Origin of the sequence: Actinopolyspora alba, assembly GCF_900112765.1 — a bacterium.
Classification (GTDB): domain Bacteria; phylum Actinomycetota; class Actinomycetes; order Mycobacteriales; family Pseudonocardiaceae; genus Actinopolyspora; species Actinopolyspora alba.
Map to the genome: position 1 here is coordinate 219,159 of NZ_FOMZ01000010.1, position 19,929 is coordinate 239,087.

Annotated in this window: 18 protein-coding genes, 1 tRNA gene and 1 pseudogene; 5 read left to right on the top strand and 15 right to left on the bottom strand. The window is 68.8% G+C overall.

Going from position 1 to position 19,929, the window contains the following annotated elements; all coding sequences use genetic code 11:
• Positions 1-172: 172 nt before the first annotated feature.
• The gene (locus BM150_RS16775; RefSeq protein ID WP_139219566.1) at positions 173-829 is read left to right on the top strand and encodes an SAF domain-containing protein; all 657 of its coding nucleotides are present in this window, start codon (positions 173-175) and stop codon (positions 827-829) included.
• 116 nt (positions 830-945) lie between these two features.
• On the opposite strand, the gene BM150_RS16780 is transcribed toward BM150_RS16775, so the two are convergent.
• The 7 genes from BM150_RS16780 to BM150_RS16810 all read right to left on the bottom strand — a co-directional run bounded on the left by BM150_RS16780 (position 946) and on the right by BM150_RS16810 (position 8,331).
• Entirely contained in the window at positions 946-1,134 is a 189-nt protein-coding gene (locus BM150_RS16780; RefSeq protein WP_092928269.1) for a hypothetical protein, read from the bottom strand.
• 172 nt (positions 1,135-1,306) lie between these two features.
• Positions 1,307-1,807, bottom strand: coding sequence for a molybdenum cofactor synthesis domain-containing protein (locus BM150_RS16785; RefSeq protein ID WP_092629600.1), 501 nt, complete (start codon positions 1,805-1,807; stop codon positions 1,307-1,309).
• Between the two features lie 205 nt (positions 1,808-2,012).
• Entirely contained in the window at positions 2,013-3,839 is a 1,827-nt protein-coding gene (locus BM150_RS24785; RefSeq protein ID WP_245755551.1) for a S1C family serine protease, read from the bottom strand.
• 95 nt (positions 3,840-3,934) lie between these two features.
• Entirely contained in the window at positions 3,935-5,032 is a 1,098-nt protein-coding gene (gene galT, locus BM150_RS16795; protein WP_092928217.1) for a galactose-1-phosphate uridylyltransferase, read from the bottom strand.
• Entirely contained in the window at positions 5,029-5,868 is an 840-nt protein-coding gene (locus BM150_RS16800; RefSeq protein ID WP_092928271.1) for a DeoR/GlpR family DNA-binding transcription regulator, read from the bottom strand. The genes galT and BM150_RS16800 overlap by 4 nt, the downstream gene beginning before the upstream one ends.
• Before the next feature lie 310 nt (positions 5,869-6,178).
• Positions 6,179-7,642 carry a sensor histidine kinase gene (locus BM150_RS16805; protein WP_092928218.1) on the bottom strand — a complete coding sequence of 488 codons (1,464 nt, stop codon included), beginning with the start codon at positions 7,640-7,642 and terminating at the stop codon, positions 6,179-6,181.
• Positions 7,639-8,331, bottom strand: coding sequence for a response regulator transcription factor (locus BM150_RS16810; protein WP_092928219.1), 693 nt, complete (start codon positions 8,329-8,331; stop codon positions 7,639-7,641). The genes BM150_RS16805 and BM150_RS16810 overlap by 4 nt, the downstream gene beginning before the upstream one ends.
• 218 nt (positions 8,332-8,549) lie before the next feature.
• On the opposite strand from BM150_RS16810, the gene bluB reads away from it, so the two are divergent.
• The 3 genes from bluB (at position 8,550) to BM150_RS16825 (ending at position 12,200) form a co-directional block, all read left to right on the top strand.
• Positions 8,550-9,230 (top strand): 5,6-dimethylbenzimidazole synthase, encoded by a 681-nt coding sequence (gene bluB / locus BM150_RS16815; RefSeq protein WP_092928220.1) that lies wholly within the window; start codon positions 8,550-8,552, stop codon positions 9,228-9,230.
• A gap of 63 nt (positions 9,231-9,293) precedes the next feature.
• On the top strand, positions 9,294-10,829 hold the full coding sequence (locus BM150_RS16820; protein WP_245755553.1) for a GGDEF domain-containing protein: 1,536 nt from the start codon (positions 9,294-9,296) through the stop codon (positions 10,827-10,829).
• Positions 10,830-10,889: 60 nt separating this feature from the next.
• Positions 10,890-12,200 (top strand): hypothetical protein, encoded by a 1,311-nt coding sequence (locus BM150_RS16825; RefSeq protein WP_245755554.1) that lies wholly within the window; start codon positions 10,890-10,892, stop codon positions 12,198-12,200.
• Between the two features lie 87 nt (positions 12,201-12,287).
• Here BM150_RS16825 and BM150_RS16830 read toward each other — a convergent pair whose 3' ends face one another.
• A complete protein-coding gene (locus BM150_RS16830) occupies positions 12,288-14,411 on the bottom strand; it encodes an NB-ARC domain-containing protein (RefSeq protein ID WP_092928221.1) in 2,124 nt (707 codons plus the stop codon).
• A gap of 194 nt (positions 14,412-14,605) precedes the next feature.
• Between BM150_RS16830 and BM150_RS16835 the strand changes: the two genes are divergently transcribed.
• Positions 14,606-14,678 (top strand) — tRNA-Arg (locus tag BM150_RS16835).
• A 71-nt stretch (positions 14,679-14,749) separates the two neighbouring features.
• On the opposite strand, the gene BM150_RS16840 is transcribed toward BM150_RS16835, so the two are convergent.
• From BM150_RS16840 to BM150_RS24540, 7 genes and pseudogenes are all read right to left on the bottom strand, one after another.
• The gene (locus BM150_RS16840) at positions 14,750-15,898 is read right to left on the bottom strand and encodes a tyrosine-type recombinase/integrase (protein ID WP_175496875.1); all 1,149 of its coding nucleotides are present in this window, start codon (positions 15,896-15,898) and stop codon (positions 14,750-14,752) included.
• Positions 15,898-16,077 carry a helix-turn-helix domain-containing protein gene (locus tag BM150_RS16845; RefSeq protein WP_092630914.1) on the bottom strand — a complete coding sequence of 60 codons (180 nt, stop codon included), beginning with the start codon at positions 16,075-16,077 and terminating at the stop codon, positions 15,898-15,900. The genes BM150_RS16840 and BM150_RS16845 overlap by 1 nt, the downstream gene beginning before the upstream one ends.
• Positions 16,078-16,079: 2 nt before the next feature.
• Positions 16,080-17,540 carry a replication initiator gene (locus BM150_RS16850; RefSeq protein WP_092928223.1) on the bottom strand — a complete coding sequence of 487 codons (1,461 nt, stop codon included), beginning with the start codon at positions 17,538-17,540 and terminating at the stop codon, positions 16,080-16,082.
• Positions 17,541-17,633: 93 nt separating this feature from the next.
• Positions 17,634-18,599 carry a DUF2637 domain-containing protein gene (locus BM150_RS16855; RefSeq protein WP_092928224.1) on the bottom strand — a complete coding sequence of 322 codons (966 nt, stop codon included), beginning with the start codon at positions 18,597-18,599 and terminating at the stop codon, positions 17,634-17,636.
• Positions 18,600-18,612: 13 nt separating this feature from the next.
• Positions 18,613-18,798, bottom strand: coding sequence for a hypothetical protein (locus BM150_RS16860; RefSeq protein WP_092928225.1), 186 nt, complete (start codon positions 18,796-18,798; stop codon positions 18,613-18,615).
• Positions 18,795-19,385 carry a GGDEF domain-containing protein gene (locus BM150_RS16865; RefSeq protein WP_092928226.1) on the bottom strand — a complete coding sequence of 197 codons (591 nt, stop codon included), beginning with the start codon at positions 19,383-19,385 and terminating at the stop codon, positions 18,795-18,797. Before BM150_RS16865 ends, BM150_RS16860 begins: the two co-directional genes overlap by 4 nt.
• 83 nt (positions 19,386-19,468) lie before the next feature.
• Positions 19,469-19,929, bottom strand: a pseudogene (locus BM150_RS24540) (FtsK/SpoIIIE domain-containing protein); the annotation flags it as partial.

Genomic DNA, 19,929 nt, shown 5'->3' on the forward strand with positions numbered 1-19,929 from the left:
GCGGCAGAGTGACGCACGGGGCCACGGGTTTCCTGGCCCGGTTCCGCGCACACGCTGCCGTCCACATCCGGATCGACGCTCCACAGCTGATCCGGTCGAGATTGTTCGGAACCTCCGCCCCGCTCCAGACTCGTGGTGACGAGGATCACCACGAACCGAGCGGGAGATCGAATTGCGGGAGAGCACCGCTGACCGACGGCTACGGCGAGGCGTGCGGGAACGGCTGCGCGAGACGATGCGGCTGCGGGGCAGACGAATCGTGCTGCTCCGTCGTGCCCTGGCGGCCGTGCTGCTGCTGATGGCGGGGTGGTACGCACTGCCCGCGCACTCCGGGACCGCTTCGAGAACGAAGACGGTACTGACCGCATCCCGAGATCTGACTCCGGGGAGTCGGGTCGGCCCGCAGGACGTCACGACGGTCCGGATGCCGGAGCGGCTGGTTCCGGACCGAGCGCTGCGGCAGCGGGAGCGAGTCACCGGCGAGGTCCTGGCACGCGCGGCACGGCGCGGCGAACCGCTGACCGATCTGAGCCTGTTGGACGATCCGCTCACCGAGCTGACCACGGGCGAAACCGAAGCCGCGGTCGCGATCCGGCCCGCCGACGAGGCGGTGGCCGAACTGCTTCATCCCGGCCTGCACGTGGACATAGTCGGCAGCAGGAGCGGAAACACCCGGATACTGGCCGAGCGAGCGGCCGTCGTAGCGGTTCATCCCTCCCAGGGGGACACCGAAGGCGACACACTTGTGGTCGTCGGGCTCGAACGCCGCCGCGCCGCCGACGTGGCCGCGGCGGCGCTACACGAATCGGTGACGATGACCCTGCGCTGAATCGACCCCGCACTGAATCGACCCCGCGCTGAATCGCTCTCACCCCCAACTGCCGCGCGGCTGGAACGGCGTCAATTTCTCGCGAAATCGCCGCCCCGCCGACCTCGCCCGAAAGGTCAGGAGTCGTGGTGCGGCGGCCTGTTCTCGAGGTACCAGGAGTTCGAGCCCCCGTTTTCGGAGCTGTCACGGCCGTCACGCTCGTCCACCGTGGTCTCCGGCAGTACATCGCCGAAAATCTCGTCGACCGAACGGGATCGGCGCCGCGAAGCCGGTTGTCGCCCGGCCTGATATTCCTGCTGGTTCACGACGCCATTGTCCCGCTCGTTCTCACCCGCCGCCACGGAGCCGTCCCCGTGCGCACCTCCGGTGCTCCACAGCGGGGAGGTCGTGTGGTGCTCCTGCAGGGTGCTCCGTTCGCCGTGACGGCCGGTGGTGGCCTGTTTCGCCGCGCACCGCGCCCGCGACGTGGCACCGCCGTCAGATGCCGTCGATACCGGAAAGCTGCTCGATCACGTGCGTGACCAGCGGGGTCAGCGTGGCCATGCCGTCCCGGATGGCCGCGCGCGAACCGGCCAGGTTGACAACCAGCGTGCTGCCGGAGACGCCGACCAGACCGCGGGAAACCCCCGCGTCGACGGCTCCCGCCGCCAGCCCGGAGGCACGCAACGCCTCGGCGATCCCGGGAACCGGCCGATCCAGCACGCCGGACGTGGCGTCCGGCGTGACGTCGCGCGGCGACACCCCGGTGCCGCCGACGGTGATGACCATGTCCACGCCGCCGATCACGGCTGTGTTCAACGCGTTCCTGATTTCCACGGTCTCACCGGCGACGGCGACGCTGCCGTCGACGATGAATCCCGCCTCCTCCAACAGCTCGGTCACCAACGGACCGGTGGTGTCCTCCTGCTCACTCTGCGCGACCCGGTCGTCGACAACGACCACCAGCGCTCGTCCCAACCGCTGCGCGTTGCGTTCCATATCGCTCACCGTAGCGGTCGACGGATCGTCGTCCGGATCCAGTGGATCCGACGTCTTCACCTCGCGGAGCGGGTGGTCTACGACACGGCCGTATCGACCGTTCATGTCTGCTCCTGATCATCGGGGGTGCGGCGTGGTGCTCGGATCCATCCGGGTGCTCGATGGCTCCGGGGACTCAAGGGGGAGGGCACCACCGCCGGAGGTCTCACTGCTCCTGGCCGGTCAGCGTCGCTTCGACCGTGTGCTTGTTGCCACCCTGCTTGTTGGTGATGGTCAGCGTGACGGTATCGCCCGGCGCGTAGGAACGGATGGCCGCGATCAGCTCGTCGCCGCTGGTGATCGTGCGGTCGTTCACCTTCGTGATGACGTCACCGCTCTTGACGCCGGCCTCGGCCGCCGGCCCGTCCGGGGGCACCCCCACGACGAGACCGCCGTTGACGTTCCCGACGACCCGCACCTGCACACCGAGCGTGGTACGAGCGGCCGACCCGTCCTCGATGAGCTGCTTGCCGATCCTGCGGGCGTGGTCGATCGGGATGGCGAAACCGAGCCCCACCGATCCGGCCTGTTCGCTGGAGGAACTGGGGCTGTAGATGGCGGAGTTGATGCCGATCACCCGGCCGTTCATGTCCACGAGTGGCCCACCCGAGTTGCCGGGGTTGATCGCGGCGTCGGTCTGCAGCGCGTTGAGCACCGTGGCCTGGGTCCCGCTCTGCCCGCCCGCGCGGACCGGGCGATCCTTGGCGCTGATGATACCGCTGGTCACGGTCCCGGAAAGCCCGTACGGGGAGCCGATCGCGACCACTCCGGCCCCGACATCCAGCTCTCCCGAGTTACCCAACTTCGCCGGGGTCAGACCGGTGACATCGGCTTTGACCACGGCGAGATCGGACCACGGGGCGGTACCGACCACGCTGAGCTGACTGACCTGTCCGTCGTTGAAGCGCGCGACGAGATCACCGCCCGCTTGGGAGGCTCCCTCCACGACGTGATTGTTCGTGAGGATGTAGCCGTCCTTGCTGATGATGATTCCCGAGCCGGAGCCCGAAGCACCCCTGGCGGTCTGCACCTGAATCTGCACCACGCTCGGCAGCACCGTGTCGGCGACGGATTGCACCGACCCCGAGGGCGCGCTGCTGCTGTTCTCGGAGGAGGGTGCCTGCTGATCGAAGGAGGTGACTACGCCGCTTCCCCCGGTGGCCTGGTAAACGGCGTAGGTTCCCCCAGCGCCTCCCACCAGGCCGGCCACCAGGGCCAACGCGGTCACACCGACCAGCAGACGCCCACGAGCACCGCCACGCCCGGATCTCGGTGGCTCCTCGACCGGTGGCTGGGGGTACTGCTGGGTCATGTAGGGGTATTGCGGATCGGTCTGTGGTGGCGGTTGCTGCGCGCCGTACTGTCCCGGCTGTTGCGGGCCACCCGCGGCAGCACCGGGCTGGCCCGCGTACTGGCCGGGATACTGCCCCGGCTGCATCGGCTGTCCGGGCTGGGTGGAGTACTGCCCCGGGTACTGCTGTCCCGGCTGTCCCGGGTACTGCTGCCCCGGGTACTGCTGCCCCGGGTACTGCTGCCCCGGGTACTGCTGCGGCGGATTGCCCAAGCCGTGGGGCTGCTGGGACTGCTGCGGGGGCTGTTGCGGGGTGTACGGCTGCTGGGGTTCCGTACCGGATTGCGGGCTCCACGGTGGCTGTTCGGAGGCCCCGGACGGGTCGGACGAGGCGGTGGCTTCCGTGCCGGTGGGGGAACCGGTGGAGGTGGGGTGGTCGGTTCCGGGCCGCGGGACTCCCCGTTGCCACGTGGTCGGCTCCTCGGTGCTGTCCGGTGCGGCTTCGGAGGCGTCGACTCGCCGCGTCGAGTCCGGGGGCGGCCCCTCCGAGCTTTCCCGGGATTCTCCGGAGTCCGCCGACCCCGTCGAAGCGGCACCGGCGACGCCTTGTTCACCGGACTCCGGCCGGGACGGACCGTACTCGGCCGGTGTGTCGGGGCGATCCTGACCTTCCTCGGGAGAACCAGGGTGATTTTCGCTCATGTCTCCACTCTGCGCTATCCGACTGAGAGCCGCCTGAGATCAGGCTTGGAAGCGAACGATGAATCCGTTCCGCCTCCCCGGGCCGGGCAGGCCGGTCAGGACACCTCGCGCAGTCGCTCCGCGACCTGTTCCGGGGTCACATCACTGATCCAGACTCCCATCCCCGACTCCGAACCGGCCAGGTATTTGAGCTTGTCCGGCGAGCGCAGCACCGAGAACAGGTTCAGGTGCAGCCAGGACAGTTCCCTGCCGAACCGAACGGGCGCCTGCTGCCATGCCGCGATGTAGGGCAGCGGCCTGTCGTAGAGCCGGTCCAACCTGCGCAGCGTGTCGAGATAGACCTCGGCGAGGTCGTCGCGTTCCTCGGCGGTGAGGGCCGTCAGGTCGGGGGCCCGACGGTGCGGGACGACCATGAGCTCCACGGGCCAACGGGCTGCGGGTGGCACGAACACCGTCCAGTGCTCGGATTCGCGGATCACGCGTTGCCCGGAGGAACGCTCGGCGGCGAGCACGTCACCGAGCAGGTGACTGCCGTGGGTTCGGTGGTGTTCCTCGGCGTTTCGCAGCAGCTGGCTGGTCTTGGGGGTGACGAAGGGATACCCGTAGATCTGGCCGTGCGGATGATGCAGCGTAACCCCGATCTCCTCGCCCCGGTTCTCGAAGCAGAACACCTGCTCCACCCCGTCCACCTCGGCGAGCTCGGCCGTGCGGTCGGCCCAGGCGTCCACGACGGTGCGTGCGTGTCGTGGGGTCAGCGCGGCGAACGAGCTGCGGTGCTCGGACGTGAAGCACACGACCTCGCACCTGCCACTGGCCGGAGCCCGTCGGACCAGTGGATCGGTGTCCAGCACTCCGGGTCCGGAAAAAGCGGGCGGTTCCTCGGGCGCGGCGAACGAGGGGAACCGGTTCTCGAACACGGCGACCTCGTAGTCGCTCTCCGGGATCTCGCTGGGTTTGCCCGGCTCGCTGGGGCACAACGGGCACAGATCGGCCGGCGGCTTGTAGGTGCGGCTCTGCCGATGTGCGGCCATGGCGATCCACTCGCCGGTCAACGGATCACGCCGCATCTCCGGTGCCGTAGGTGGCCCGTCGAGCTCGCGGAGGTCCTCGGCGGTTCGTTCCGGCGCCGTGGCCTCCGAGTCGAAGTAGATGATTTCCCGCCCGTCGGCCAGCTGCCGCGCGGTTCGCCTCACTGCTCACTCTCCGCCCGCATAGTGTCCTCATACGTGGAATCGGCCGGTTCGTCCCGCTCACCGGAGACGGGAGCGATCGACAGCTCCGCGATCCGCTCCCCGAGCACCCGACGCGCTTCCTCGGGCAACCCGTCATCACTGATCAGCACGTCGGCCTCCTCGAGGCCGACGATGGTGGAAATACCGACCGTGGACCACTTGGCGTGATCCGCTATCACGACCAGCCGGTTGGCCGCCCGCGCGAGGGCGCGATTGGTCTCGCTCTCGTCGAGATTGGGTGTGGTGAAACCGGCGCGAGTGCTCATCCCGTGCACCCCCAGGAAGACCAGGTCCAGGTGCAGCGAGTGCAGCGCGCGCACGGCCACCGGACCGACGAGCGCGTCGGAGGGGGTACGCACCCCACCGGTCAGGATCACGGTGCGATCGGCACGGCCGCGCTGCTGGAGTACATCGGCGATGCGCACGGAATTGGTCACCACGGTCAGATCGGCGACGTCGTCGAGATGACGTGCCAGCGTCCAGGTGGTGGTGCCCGCCGAGAGGCCGATGGCCGATCCCGGGCGGACGAGCCGCGCGGCTCGCTCGGCTATGGCTTCCTTCTCCGCGGGTTGGTACACCGACTTGGCTTCGAAACCGGGCTCGTCGGTGCTGCGGTCCAGCACGGAGGTGGCGCCGCCGTAGACCTTCTCGACCGCACCGCGCGCCGCCAAGGTGTCCAGATCCCTGCGAATGGTCATGTCGGACACGCCGAGGCGCTGCACGAGGTCGCTCACCTGCACAGCGCCGGTTCTACGAACTTCGTCCAGTATCATGTCCTGACGCTGACGTGCCAGCATCACCACTCCAACCCCGCCGTGTTCGTCGCGAATCCGACGCGAGTGCCGCGATCGAAATCATCACGAAACCACGCGAACTTTACTCGTCAAGTAAACACAAACCAACAATACCCTACACGAAGCAGCATAGAAACCACACAAAGCCGGCACCACCCCACCGGGTGCGCTGAGACGTGGGAAGCCGTCCGGTCGGCAGGACGGGAAACCGGAACAGGGCCGGCGACGGGAGGGCGGGTGTAACCGCCGTCCGCGAGCCGCGCCGGGCAGCGCGACGGAACCGGGCACGCCCCGAAGGAACGGCGGGTCCGCCTCAGGTCGAACGCGCGGGCCGTTGGGGATCGCTCTGCTCGGGATCGGCGTGGCCGGGCAGATACATCGAGATCATCGCTCCGCCCTCCGGTGCCTCGCCCGCGGCCACGCTTCCGCCGTGCCGCTCGGCCACCTGCTTGACGATCGCCAGTCCCAGCCCTGAGCCGCGCAACGGCCTGGCCTCGGTGGAACGGTAGAACCGCTCGAAGACGTGCCTGCGGTCCTCCTCCGGGATACCCGGCCCGCTGTCGGCGACCTCGAACACCGCGAATCCCGCGTCGAGCCGCCGGGACTCCACCCGCACTATCCCCCCTGCGGGGCTCCACTTGGCCGCGTTGTCCAGCAGGTTCAGCACCGCACGTTCCAACGCGGTGGCGTCGCCGAGCATCGACCACTGCTCCAGCCGAACGTCGAACTCCACCTCGGAGGCACGCCGCCTGGCCCGGCTCAGCGCCCGCTCCACGACATCGACGAGTTCGAGCGGCTCGTGCACCGCGTTCGGCGCGTCCTCCCGAGCCAGCTCCACGAGATCTCCCACCAGCGCGGACAGCTCGGTGATCTGCGCCTGCACGTCACCGAGCATCTCGGCACGGTCCTCGTCGGACAGCCGGGGACTGCCCGGCCGGTCGGAGGCCATGAGCAGTTCGAGGTTCGTGCGCAACGAGGTCAGCGGGGTGCGCAGTTCGTGCCCGGCATCGGCGACCAGCCTTCGCTGTTGTTCCTGGGACTCGGCCAGTGCCCCGAGCATCTTGTTGAAGCTGGTGGTCAACCGTGCCAGCTCGTCGTCGCCGCTGACCGGAATCGGACGCAGGTCGCCTGTCCGAGCGATACGTTCGGTGGCCGCGGTGAGTCGTTGCACCGGTCGCAGCGCCGTGCGAGCCACGGCGGTCCCAGCGGCGGCGGCGAGCAGGATGCCCGCACCGCCGATCACGACGAGCACCACGCTGAGCTGGGCCAACGTGGCCTTGGTCGAGGCCAGCGACTGCGACATGACCAGGGCACGGTCGTTCCCGGCGGGCAGCGCCACCACCCTGCTGTTGGTGGCGTCGTCGGTGCGCAGCGAGGACTCCGTGAGACCACGCGCCACCGCCAACTCCGCGGGCCCCCACGGCGGGGTCTTACCGGGCCCGGTCAGCGCCCTGCCGTCGGCGGTGACCAGGCAGATTCGCAAGTTGGCCGCCGCGTAGAAAGCCGCGGGAACCGAACGCAGGTTGGGTTCCAGCACCTGCGGGCCGGAGACCGCTTGGCTGGCGCGTTCCCGCAGGTTCTGGTCCACCTGTTCGTAGAGGCTGTCCCGAACCGTCAGAAACGCGCCGACCGAGACCAGCGCGACGGCCCCCGCCACGCAGGCGGCGGCCAGCAGGGTCACCCTGTTGCGCAGCGAAGCCCGCTGCCATCTTCCGGTCTGTCCCTCGGACGCGGGCGAGCCGCTCAGTTCCGAAGGTGGCGGGGCCGGTGTGGTCACGGTGGATTCTCCCGAAGCACGTAGCCGACACCGCGGACGGTGTGAATCAACCTCGGTTCACCCGATGCCTCCGTCTTGCGGCGCAGATACCCGATGTAGACCTCCAGGGCGTTGCCCGTCGTCGGGAAATCGTAGCCCCAGACGTCCTCCAGCAGCCTGCTGCGAGTGAGCACCTGCTTGGGGTGGGCCATGAGCAGTTCGAGCAGCGCGAACTCGGTACGCGTCAGGCTGATCGCACGGCTCCCCCGCCGCACCTCGCGGGTGCCGGGATCCAGTTCCAGGTCGGCGAACCGCAGTGACTCCGGGATGCCCTCCTCGGGGTCCGGTGGACTCGCCCTGCGCAACAGCGCTCGCAGTCGGGCGAGCAGTTCCTCCAGGGCGAAGGGTTTGGGCAGGTAGTCGTCCGCCCCCGCGTCCAGGCCCGCCACGCGATCCGAAACGGCCTCGCGCGCGGTGAGCACCAGGATCGGCAGGTCGTCACCGGTCCCCCGCAGTCTGCGCGCGACCTCCAGACCGTCCACCTTGGGCATCATGACGTCGAGGACCATCGCGTCCGGTCGCGCGGCGGCGAGCGAGTCCAGGGCCTGCTGACCGTCCGAGGCCAGTTCCACCTGGTAACCGTTGAATTCGAGAGATCTTCGCAATGACTCCCGAACGGCACGGTCGTCGTCGACGACGAGTATGCGCATGTCCCCCAGTCTTACCCGAAGCCCTGAGAGAGAACTGAGAAGTGGGGGTGTCGCCACCGGCGAGTCGGGGTTTTATGGCGCGCATCACAACGGAGCACCGCCCAAGGAGACCGCCACACCGCACGCCGGACCGACGCGGCGGGCGGCGATGGTGTGCGGAGTCATTCCAGTCGCGGGGCACTGGGAATCACACCCGCGAGCACGGCAGGATAGCCGGGATGACAACGGCAGACCGATCCGGCCGCTCCGAATCCCGACAGCCGGTATCCGACCTCTACGACGTGATCAACCGTCGGCGCGACGTACGCTCCGAGTTCACCGGCGAGACGCTCGACCCCGAGGTGCTTTACCGCGTGCTGGGTGCCGCGCACAGCGCCCCGAGCGTGGGGCTCTCCCAGCCGTGGGACTTCGTCCTCGTACGCGACGAGGCCACTCGACGCGCCTTCCGCGAGCACGTGCTGGCGGAACGAAGCGTGTTCGCGGCCGAGCTCAGCGGAGAACGCGCCCAGACCTTCTCCAAGATCAAGGTGGAGGGCATCGTGGAGTCCTCACTCGGCATAGCGGTGACCTACGACCCGGAACGCGGTTCACCGGACGTGCTCGGCAGGCACGCCATCGCCGACGCCGGGCTGTACTCGGTGTGCCTGGCGATCCAGAACCTGTGGTTGGCAGCCACGGCCGAAGGACTCGGCGTGGGCTGGGTAAGCTTCTACCGGGAGGAATTCCTGCGCAGACTGCTGGACATCCCCTCGGGCGTCCGGCCGGTCGCCTGGTTGTGCGTCGGGCCGGTTCGTGAGCTAGCCGAGACCCCTGACCTGGAACGCCACGGCTGGCGCAGCAGGTTGCGGTTGGAGGATGTTGTACACGACGGCAAGTATCGGCACGATTTCACCCGGTAGCCTGTTGCTCGAAGAGCAGGTAGTCGAAGCGGAGACTCCGGGTACCCGACCCACGCGGGCTCGGTGAGAACCCGCAGCGCCGCGATCTGCGAGTGCGAGGACGCCGTGGAACAGGACGATCCGCTGCTGGCGGGCCGGATACCCGAGCAAGACCGTCAAGTACGGCTGTTGCTCGACTCCGGCCTGATCGAGCAGTGCGAGGCGGCCTTCGACGATTCGGTGGCCAGCGCGCCGAACCTGGTCGGCAGCGAGTGGAACCGCCCGATCGTACTCGTGAACCGGGCGATCCTCGCCTGGCGGTTGGGACGGATCTCGCTGGCCCTCGAACTCGCCGCGGACGCCTGGACCGAGCTCGACGCGGAGAAGCACCGCGACGCGGAGACCGCCCACGCGCTGAGCATGCTCGGCTATCTGCTCGAAGGGCACAGCGCCCCCGCGATCGAACTGCTCAGCAGGGCGGTGCGGATCGCACGGGAGGTGGGCGACCCGGCCACGCTCGCGCACTGCCTGCTGCGGGAGGGGGCCACACTGGCCTCACGAGTGGTCGTCTCCGGTGTGTCCGTGGAACGCTACCTGTCCGACTCGCTGGTGCGGTTCGACGAGGTGTTCCGGCTGGGGACGCAGGGGGCGGTGCACCGGCGTGCACTGGCCAGCAGCGGCCGGGTACTGGTGGCACTGGAGGAGGTCGACGACGCGCAGCGACGCGCCACCTCGGCACTGGCGGAAGCCGAGGAAGCCTCGGACATGTACGCGCAGTCCATCGCCAACTGGACGCTCGCCGAGGTGCGCAGGCGGCAGAACCTGCTGAATCAGGCGAGGACCTTGGCGAGTCGTGCCCTGTACCAGGCGGAGACGATCAGGGAAACCATGCTGATCAACCGCATCTCCACCGACCTGTCGTCGGTGTGCCAACGCCTCGGTGACCACGTGGGCGAGGCCACCGCCCTGCGGCGAGCGGTGCGTGCGGCCAACGAAACCATCCAGGTGCTGCAGGAGGGGCTCGGTCAGGCACTCGAACAACGCCGCATCGCGGTACACGCCCAGCGCAAGGCCAATGCGGCCGAGGCAGCGGCGCTGCGTGACCCGCTCACCGGATTGGCCAACCGGTTGGGGCTGGAACGCTACGCACCGGCACTGCTGGAGCGCAGCGCCTCCCAGGGAGGCATTCCGTGGTTGCTGTTGCTGGACGTGGACTGGTTCAAGGACGTCAACGACGGAGCGGGACACTCGATGGGCGACGCCGCGCTGCGGGAGGTGGCGTCGCTGCTGCGGGCCGAATGCCGCGCCGAGGACCTGATCTGCCGCTGGGCGGGCGACGAGTTCGTGGTGGTGCTGGCCGCCTACTCCGGGGATTCGCGCACGGCGGGACCGGCCGTGGCCGAACGCATCCGGGCGGCGGTGGACGGGCACGACTGGCGACAGGTTCTCGGCGAGATCGAGCAACCACCCACGGTGAGCATCGGCGCGGCGGCCGGTCCGGCCAGACTGGACGAACTGTTCACGGCTGCCGACGTCGCGCTCTATCGCGCCAAGCACGGCGGGCGTAACCGCGTGGAGGTCGACGGCCCGGAGCGCCGTGAGGCCCTGTCCGCCGATTGAGCGGTGCTCCGGGCACCACCCCTGGCGTGTCGCGCGGCGACAGGGTCGCGGCTCACGGTCGTGGCCTCCGCCCCGGAGCGTTCCGGCGAGAACGGTTCGTTCCGCCTGCCGTCGGATACAATCCGGGCATGGAGCCGGGAGCCGGGAGCCGGGAGCCGGGAGCCGGGAGCCGGGAGCCGGGAGCCGGGAGCCGGGAGCCGGGAGCCGGGAGCCGGGAGCCGGGAGCCGTGGGGCACCGTTCCGGTACGGCGCCGGGTACTGGGGGTCGTACGCAACCTGACGGCGTTGGACCGGCTCGGTGACGTGCTGCCCGTTCTCGCCGACGACTTCCGGGTGGAGACCCGGTTCACCCGTGCCGAGGGGTCGGCGTTCGACACGGACCTGTCCGACCACTTCCGGCGGGCCGGGATGCGCGTGGTCCCGTGGCAGCGGGCGAGCGCCGCGGAGTTCGATCTGGCGATCTCCCCCAGCGGCAACGGGGCACTGCACGAACTCGACATGCCGGTGCTCACGCTCTCGCACGGGGCGGGCCACCACAAGCACCGCCCCGCGACGACCGGATTCACCTCGGAGGTGGCCGGACTCTCCCGCGACCAACTGCTGCGGGACGGCGAGCCGGTTCCCGCCGCGGTCTGCCTGACGCACCAGGACCAGCTGGCCCTGCTCGGTCGGCACAACCCGCGGTTGCGGGAGCGAGCAGGTGTGGTCGGCGACCCGTGCTTCGACCGACTGCGGGCCAGCCTCCCCGCTCGGGAGCGTTACCGGGACGCGCTGGGTATCGGCGACCGTGAACTCGTCGTGCTCACCTCCACCTGGGGCGAACGAGCACTGTTCGCCCGCCGCCCCGAGCTGGCAGCGGAACTGGTGGGAGCGCTGCCCGCCGAGACCCACACGATCGCGCTGGTGCTGCACCCGAACGTCTGGGACCTGCACGGTCCCTGGCAGATCGAGCAGTGGACCCGGCGAGCCAGGGACGCCGGGCTGGTGCTGGTACCGCCGGACCGGGGTTGGAAGGCCACCCTGGTCGCCGCGGACACCGTGGTCGCCGATCACGGCTCCCTGGGGCTCTACGCGGCGGCCCTGGGTAAGCGGCTGCTGCTGGGCAGTTTCGGAGCTCGGGAGATCGTCGCGAACACCCCGAGATACGAACTCGGGAAACGGGCCTGCCATCTGACGGGCACGGCGGAGCTGAAGGAGCAGATCACGGCGGCGGCCCCGGTTCCCGGACACGAGAGCCTGGCAGCCGATACCTTCGCCAACCACGATCGGGCGGCGGGCGAGTTGCGGCGCGTCGTCTACGAGCTGCTGGATCTGCCCGAACCGTCGTGGCGGGCAACCGCTCCACCGGTGGATCCGTTCGTCCCCGAGTGAGTCGGCCGGACGTTCGGCGGGGCTCTCCGTTCACCTCGTGGTCGCTCAGCCGGGGAGCACGCCACCGGAGGCGAACGGAAACTCCGATCACCCCGCTCCGGTCCGCAGTCTCTCGGCTCTCGGACTACCCGCGCGTTCGTAGATCGCGACGGCCTCCCGCAGGCACTTCTCGGCCCGGTCCCGCTCACCGATCTCGCGCAACGAAGGGACCAGATACTCGAACGGTGCGGCCAGCTCGAACAGCAGCTTCTCGTCGTCCTCGTCGGAGTGGTGAGAACTCAGTTCGACGACGGCTCGTTCCAGTTGCTCGACGGCCTGCCGATGCAGTCCCATGCGTTGTCGGACGAGTCCGGTGGTCAACTTCACCTTGGCGGAGGTGCGCCGGTCGTTCGGGAAGTCCGCCAACCGCGCCGCCGCGGTCTCCAAGTACTCCAGGGCTTTCTCCTGCTCGCCGAGTCCACTGTGGGCCCGCGCCGCGAAGTGCTCCACCAGGGCCATTCCCCGTGGCTTCCCCAGTCGCTCGCTGATCTTCCACGCGAAGCGGAACAGTTCGATGGCCGGCTCGTAGTGCTCCTGCTCCAGGTAAACCCGACCGTGGAACTCGTAGGCCGAGGCGAGCACCTGGCGATGCCCAGCACTAGCGGCTTTCTCCCGCGCTTCGAGGGCCTGGGTGTGCGCCTCGGCGAATCGGTGACACTCCATCAGCAGCCTGGTGCGCAGGATCCGCATCCTCGCCCCCGCCAACGGATCGTCCCGCCGATCCGCCGCCCCGATCGCCAGCTCGAAGGCTCGCAGTGTCTCATCGTAGTGCCTGTGGTGGTTGTGCAGTGTCCACAGTGCACCATCACAGAGCGCGAGCACGGTTTCGTGGTCGCCGCGTTCGCTCGCGTGGTGGACCAGCGCGACGATGTTGGCGAACTCGGTCTCCAGCCAGCGCAGCGCGGTCGGTTTGGTGAAGGGGTTCTCCTCGGACGTCACCAGGTGCTCGTCACCCGCCACCCGCAACCTGCTCGGTTCCATCACCGCCCGGTCGGCGTGGGCGCCCATCCGGCGGTACCGCGTGACCAGGCGGTGGTGCGCCCGCTCGAAGTCCACCGGTTCGAGCTTCCCGGCGTGTTCGCTCGCGTGGATCCGCACCAGATCGTGCAGGTGGAAGCGCCCCGGCTCGGACTCGAGCACCAGGTTGGCCGCGTGCAGTTCGTAGAGCAGGTCCTCCGCGTCGGCGGGATCGGCGTCGAGCAGCTCGGCGACCGTGGCGGCGTCGAAAGTGCGGCAGGGAATCGCGCCGAGCAGCCGGTAGAGCTCGGCCTGCTCGCCCGGGAGGTCGGTGACCGCGAGTTCCAGGGTGTCCCGCACTTCGGGATTGTCACGCAGCATCTCGCCACGGTGAGCGGGACCGGTGAGCCAGTCGGCCGCGCGGCGCGGTGTCCAGTGTTTGAGTCGCCTGATCTTTCTGCCCACGAACTCCAGCGCCAACGGGGTGTAGCCGCAGAGTTCGACGAGTCGCCCGACGTCCGGGTCCGTCACGGCCGGATCCGTGCCGGTGATTCGCGCGAGCAGTTCGATCGCGTGGTGCCGGGAAAGCGGTTCGAGGTCGATCGAGCTCACCCCGTCGGAGGAGAACTCCGCGGCGGCGTGTTGGCTGGTGAACAGGATCATGCTCTCCGGCGCCGCGAGCCGCAGGTCGAGCAGCTGCCGCGGGCGCACCAGTCCGTCGAAGACGAATCCCATCCTGCGGCCGCGGGTGCGGTCACGCAGCAGCTGCAGCGCGTCCCGGTCCGCGGCGGGTAGTTCGTGTTCGGCCGTACCCAGCTTGCGCAGGCACGAGCGCGCCAGCTCGGCGGAGCCGGATACCGGGTGGCCGTGCCAGTCGGTGTAGCAGAAGCCGTCCTCGAAACGCTCGTGCACCTGCCAGGCGAAACTCCGCGCGAGCGTGCTCTTGCCGATGCCGCTGAGACCGCACAGCGCGATCAGGACGGCTCCCGACCCGGAGTCGGACGAGCCGTTCGCGGCGGAGGAGCGTTCGAGGACGCTGTGCAACGCGTGGTGCTCGTCCCGGCGGTCGACGAGCAGTGTCGGCTCGGCCGGGATGCTCATCGGGCGCTCGGGAGGAGGAGCGTCGGCGCCGTGGAAGTGCAGGTGCTGCTCGAAACGATCGACCCGCCCTGCCTGCGTCACACTGCGGGCGTCGCCGTGGTACTCGTTCGTCATGGTCACCCCAGTGCCGTCCTATCGCACACGGTAGCGGCAAGTCGACCATACGCGCGCGCCGTTCCGAAAAGATCAGCGGCGGGTGTCGTTAGCCCGAAGCACAGCCACTGCCGGGGCCGGTGTCGAGGACACCCACCGGCCCGGTATCCTTTGTTGCGGATCGGCAAGTACCGACCCGGCCGACAACCGAACAGGCCCTCGTAGCTCAGGGGATAGAGCACCGCTCTCCTAAAGCGGGTGTCGCAGGTTCGAATCCTGCCGAGGGCGCATCAGCCCAGCACACACGGGCGAGCAGGGATCTCGACCAAGATCGATCCCCACTTTACCCCCACTTTTGCTCAGTCTTCCCGGTGCAGGTCGGCCAGGGCTCTGGCCGCCGAGTCACCGACCGTCTTCCGGTTCATGTAGACGTCTTGGGTCATGCTGACCCGATCATGCCCGAGGTAGTCCGCGATCTCGCGGGCCGACAACCCGGCTTCGTCGAGTCGGGTGGCGACCAGGTGCCGGAAGGCGTGCGGATGCAGCCCGACCCATTCGGTACCCGCGAGGACCGTCCGAAGATCAGCCCGCGTGTTGTCGGGATCTCGCAGTGTCCCCGACGCCGTGGGAAACACCCACTCGGTTTCGGCGGATTCGTGGCGACGTCGCAGCAGATCCACGAACCAGTTCGGAGCGGTGACGGTGCGCATGCCCGCCGAGGACTTCGTGTGATCCTGCACGAACAGGCCCACGCCCTTCTCCCGGATCGCGGTCCCTTCGATCTTGATCGTGCCCGCGCCGAGGTCGATCTTGGACCAGTCCAGCGCGAGCAGTTCACCGATGCGGCACCCGAGAGCGGCCAAGGCGTCGACCACGTCCGGCAGGTCCCGCCGCAGCGCCTTGTCCGAGGCGGCCAGGTGTTTGCGCAACCGGGTGTATTCCGCGCGGGTGATCACGGTCTTCTGCTTGGCAGCGCGCGAGCCGCTCGCCTTCGGCAACGTCACCTCGTTGACCGGATTGCTCGGGATCGCGTCGTGACGCACCGCGATGGCCAGCACCCCGGAGAGCACGACCTTGGCATGTTTGGCGCTGCCCGAACCGGCGTTGTCGTGAATCGACCGCAGCACCCGGGTGGCGACCGAGACGGTCACCTCACTCACCCGCAACGCTCCGACCGGTGTGGACAGATCACGATCCCACGCGTCGCGGTAGGTGCGCTTGGTCCGCAACGCCTTGTCGGACTCCTCCAGCTCCCGAAGCCACATCCCCGCCACATCGACGACCTTGCTGGCAGCGGTGACCTCATCACCGGCCACCGACCGAGCACGGTCACGCAAGGCTTGCTTGAGATTCTCCTTCGCCCCGGTCTTGCTCGTGCCCATGCGCTCCACATGCCGCACGGTGCCGTCGTAATCCCGATACTTCGTCCGAGCCCGATAACGCTTCTCGGCCACCTTGTAGCACCGGACCTCACCGTGCGTCCCCAACGGCAACGGTGGTCGTGGCATTAGCTGACCTCCGTGGCTTGGGCGTCGAACCAGGCTTCGACGTCGTCGGGTTTGAACCTCAGGTGTTTGCCGAGCCGTCGCCCTGGGGGTCCGCCGCCGCGGCTGCGCCATTGGTAGATGGTGTTGGTGGGTACGCCGAGGTAGTCGGCCACGTCGGCGGGGGTCCAGAGGTTGCGCATGGCTAGTTCCGTTTCTCGTGTTCGTAGCGCTGTTTGCGGTCGTGCCGGATCTGTTGGGCGAGGGCTTCGGCGAGTTCGGTTTCCTCGGGGGAGTCGTGGCCGACGTGGGTCATGGCCCAGTGATTGACCACGGTGATGTCGTCGTCGTCCACGCCGAGCTCGTCGAGCACCTGGTGGTGCCGGTACTGGCGCCGGTCATCACGGATGCGCTGGAACGTGGTGGAGTAGTGCTGGGACTTGCTCAGGAAGTGCCCGCGGAAGGCGAGCATGTGCGCCCAGCGGCGCAGGTTGAGATGCTCCAACGGCCCGGCGAGGGATCCGCTTCCGCCGCAGGACTGGCAGGTGTCCCGCTGTTGGCAGGGGCAGCCGTCGGGGGTGTGCTCGCCGTGCGGGTGGCAGTCCGAACACCGTTGGGGTGCCCCGAGGTTCCAGGCGGTTTGGATGATCCGCCGGTGATGCGGATTGATGTCGAGTAAGTCGAGGTGGCCTTGTGACCGGATGGGCTTGTCCACGGCCTCACTCGTGGAGGTGCCTTTGGTGGCGTATTTGGCCACGTAGGACGCGAGCCGGTCGTCGGTGATCTCGCCGTGCTCGTTTTCCACCCGCGAGGCGTTGGCCGCCTTAATGGGGCGCACGTCGATCTGCTCACCCCATCCGAGTTGACGGGGGTTGCCGTCCCGGTCGCACGCGGTGACCGAGACCGCCCGAGACGCCGTGCGAACAGCGTGGTCGAGGAGCTCGCTAGTGGCCCAGGCCGGGGGTGGGTCGGCCGGTCCCTCGGGGCCGTCGAGGCGGATCACCGCGTGGAAGTGGATGATGCCGCGCCGTTGGTATTCGGCGACTTTGGCGTACGACAGGCGCACGTGGTCGCCGATCTCGCGCACCCGCAGCCCGACCAGCCCGGCGAGGTGGCGCAGTAGGTAGGTGCGAAACCGGCTCCACAGCACCCCGGCGTGGGCTTGCCAGAGCACATGGCCGGTGTAGTCGTACGAGTCGGGGTCGAGGGGCTGTCCGCGTGCCGGATCGTGCTCGTGATGAAACGACCCGCACCCGCACGGCATCGTCTTACCCGTGGTGGGGCTCACGCGTCGGTTGTGGACGGGTCCGAACGAGGGTGCGGTGAGGGTGACGAACAGCCGTGGTGTCTCGGCCACGGTCTCGGGGACGTCTTTGGAGCCGCCGGAGAGGCCCGCGCGGAGCAGGTGGAACGCGTCGGCGGCGTACCGATCGGAGCAGGCCGGACAGACGGCTTCGCGCCGGTTGCCGCAGGGGCTCATGATCGCGCCCGTGCGGGAGGCCAATTCCGCCCCGCTGTGAGCATCCTGGATGGCCCATCGGCCGGACAGGTGTACCGGGCGGGTGCAGCCGGCCACCGAGCGGACCTTGGCCTTCCACGCGTCGAAGTCGGTGGCCTGTATCCGGCGGGTAAGCCGATCCACCGTGGGGTCAACCGCAAGAACCATGTTTTCCCCTTTCGGGCGGGAACAAAAAGGGCGGAAACCCCAGGACAGCAAGGCCGCACCGGGGTTTCCGCCGAGAAGTGAGCAGTCGAACGATCAGGACACGGGGTGCCCGTTCGTGACGCGATGCCCGTTGGTGTCCGGTACCGCGAGTTCGTCGGCCAGCTGTGTCGCCAACGTTTCGGGCAGTTTGAGCAGCCGCTGAATGTCGGCCGCGGTCAATGACCGGCCGGAGCGATACGCCTCGTTCCGGGCGTCGGTGAGCTTGTCCACCACGTGCTCCGGTAGCCGCATCGATGAGGGCCGCACCCGCCCCAACACCGCCGAGTCGCCAGCGGCCGGTTCGGTCTCGCCGGAGATCTCCGTGAATTCCTCCGTGGTTTCCGTGGTGTCCGCCCCGGAATCGGGGGAAACAGCCGCGGACTGGACCGGCTCCGTTTCGGACTCGGTAGAAATGGCAGGGGCCGGCATCGGGGTATCCGAGGGAGGCTCGGCCGGGGTGTGCTGGTCGGCGAGTCCGGCCAGTTCGGGGACGGGGATGCTGGTGATCTGGGTGCGGAAGGCGGTGGTGGTGCCGGAGCGGTCGGCCAGCCATCGCAGCAGCAGCAACCCGGGGCGCAGTCGGAAGGCGGTGCGTCCGTGGCGGGCTTCGTAGTCGGCCCGCAACTCGGCCAGGACCACGTCGAACACGGCCACCGCCGCCACGGGCAGCCCGGCCGCGACCAGCCGGGTGTCCAGGCTGGGTTGGTGAATCCAGTTGATCCACGCACTGACCGTGGTGAAGGCCCACATCAGCACCCGCCCCCGCAGAGCGGATCGCCCGTTGATCGAGGCGCGGTAGGTCATCAGGGTGCAGGCGAAGGCGGCCCCGTCGAAGGTGGCCGGCAGCAGCCAGGCGGTCCAGAAGCCGAAGCCGGCCATCGCCGTGTGCCCGTACTGATGCAGCCCCACGAACGAGGCCGCCCAGCCCATCACCGCCGCCATCGCGACGATCACCAGCGACACCGGGGCCAACCAGCGATGCGCCCGACTCAACCGCACCCCACTATCGGGAGTGGTCATCAGCAGCCCCCTGCTATTCGCTGTCGCCGGGCGAGAACAGGGCCAGCACCCCGCGCACCAGCAGCACCAGCACCAGGCCGAGCCCGATCGACCAAGCAGGCCCGGCGAAGGCCCACAACAGCGCCAGCACGGCGAGGACGAGCAGGGTGGCCGCGAGCAGCCCGAAGAGACTACGGCCGGTGAGGTGGAACAAGATCATGACGTGACCGCCTTTCGGTGAGTGGGTTCACTCCGCCCCTGAGGGGAGCGGCTGGGTTTGGTGGCATACATGCGTTGGTCGGCCAGGGCGAGCAGGTCGGACAGCGAGCCGTCTTCGGTGGTGGCTGCGCCGACCGAGAGGGACAGGTGGATGGTGTGTCCGGCGATGGCCCGGGGTCCGCGGATGGTTCGGCGGATCTGTTCCGCTCGTGTTTCGGTCACGTCGCCCGCGTCGGGTCGGGTGAGGAGTACGGCCAGTTCGTCGCCGTGCAGCCGTACGGGGAGTTCGCCGGGGCCGGTGGCCGCGTGGAGTTCGGCCGCGATGGTGGTCAGCACTTGGTCGCCGGTGCGGTGCCCGTGGGTGTCGTTGACCTGTTTGAACTGGTCCACGTCGAGCAGCAGCAGCCCGAGCGGAGTGCCCGTGCGGCGGCGTAACCACCGAGCCCGGTGGAAGGTGCGGTGCATTCGGGCGCGGTTGGCCAGCCCGGTCAGCGGGTCGGTGTGCAGCCGGCGCCACAACCGGTGCGCCCACAGCCCCGTGGTTGTGGTGGACAGGGTGGTGCCTGCCAGGGCGAGTTCTGCCAACATGAAACCTGCCTCCAAGAGAGGTAAGGCCCCGCTCCTGAAACTCTTGCCGGAGAGGGAGCGGGGCCGCTTACAGCGTTGGGGGATTACGCGGCGTCGAAGCCTTCTTCGTCGTCTTCGTCTTCCCCGTCGTCGATGACCTCGATGTGTTCCACGTCGTCGGTGTTGGGGGAGTCCGCGGGTTCGTTCTCGTCGGCCTCGGTGCTGTTGTCCCTGTTGGGGAAGTCGAGGACGGTGGCGTCGTGGCTGGTGGCGAACCGGACCAGTTCGGTGATGTCGTCGTCACCGGTGTAGGCCGCCCGCACCCGCAGGGGTTCGCGGGAGCCCTCGGTTTTGACGTAGGCCACGCCGGGCATGTAGTCGGGGATCTGGTCGGCGAACGCGCCCCGCTCGCGCACCCCTTCGCCCAAGGCCATGTCCACGTAGGAGGCCTCTTCCAGCCGCAGCGCGATTTTGGTGGGAAACAGCCCCCGCATGGGAACGACCTCTTTGATGGGCTCCTGCGTCGCGGCCACCACCCGGCCGCCGACCGCCCGGTACTGGGTCA

Excerpts from the sequence above, each read along its gene's own strand:
- BM150_RS16845 (WP_092630914.1), bottom strand. The coding sequence starts at position 16,077 with ATGCGCAACCTCTGGACCCCCGCCGACGTGGCCGACTACCTCGGCGTA.
- BM150_RS16860 (WP_092928225.1), bottom strand. The coding sequence starts at position 18,798 with ATGATCTTGTTCCACCTCACCGGCCGTAGTCTCTTCGGGCTGCTCGCG.
- BM150_RS16830 (WP_092928221.1), bottom strand. The coding sequence starts at position 14,411 with ATGACGAACGAGTACCACGGCGACGCCCGCAGTGTGACGCAGGCAGGG.
- BM150_RS16785 (WP_092629600.1), bottom strand. The coding sequence starts at position 1,807 with ATGGAACGCAACGCGCAGCGGTTGGGACGAGCGCTGGTGGTCGTTGTC.
- BM150_RS16810 (WP_092928219.1), bottom strand. The coding sequence starts at position 8,331 with ATGCGCATACTCGTCGTCGACGACGACCGTGCCGTTCGGGAGTCATTG.
- BM150_RS16840 (WP_175496875.1), bottom strand. The coding sequence starts at position 15,898 with ATGCCACGACCACCGTTGCCGTTGGGGACGCACGGTGAGGTCCGGTGC.
- bluB (WP_092928220.1), top strand. The coding sequence starts at position 8,550 with ATGACAACGGCAGACCGATCCGGCCGCTCCGAATCCCGACAGCCGGTA.
- BM150_RS16855 (WP_092928224.1), bottom strand. The coding sequence starts at position 18,599 with ATGACCACTCCCGATAGTGGGGTGCGGTTGAGTCGGGCGCATCGCTGG.
- BM150_RS16850 (WP_092928223.1), bottom strand. The coding sequence starts at position 17,540 with ATGGTTCTTGCGGTTGACCCCACGGTGGATCGGCTTACCCGCCGGATA.
- BM150_RS24785 (WP_245755551.1), bottom strand. The coding sequence starts at position 3,839 with ATGAGCGAAAATCACCCTGGTTCTCCCGAGGAAGGTCAGGATCGCCCC.
- BM150_RS16800 (WP_092928271.1), bottom strand. The coding sequence starts at position 5,868 with ATGCTGGCACGTCAGCGTCAGGACATGATACTGGACGAAGTTCGTAGA.
- BM150_RS16865 (WP_092928226.1), bottom strand. The coding sequence starts at position 19,385 with ATGTTGGCAGAACTCGCCCTGGCAGGCACCACCCTGTCCACCACAACC.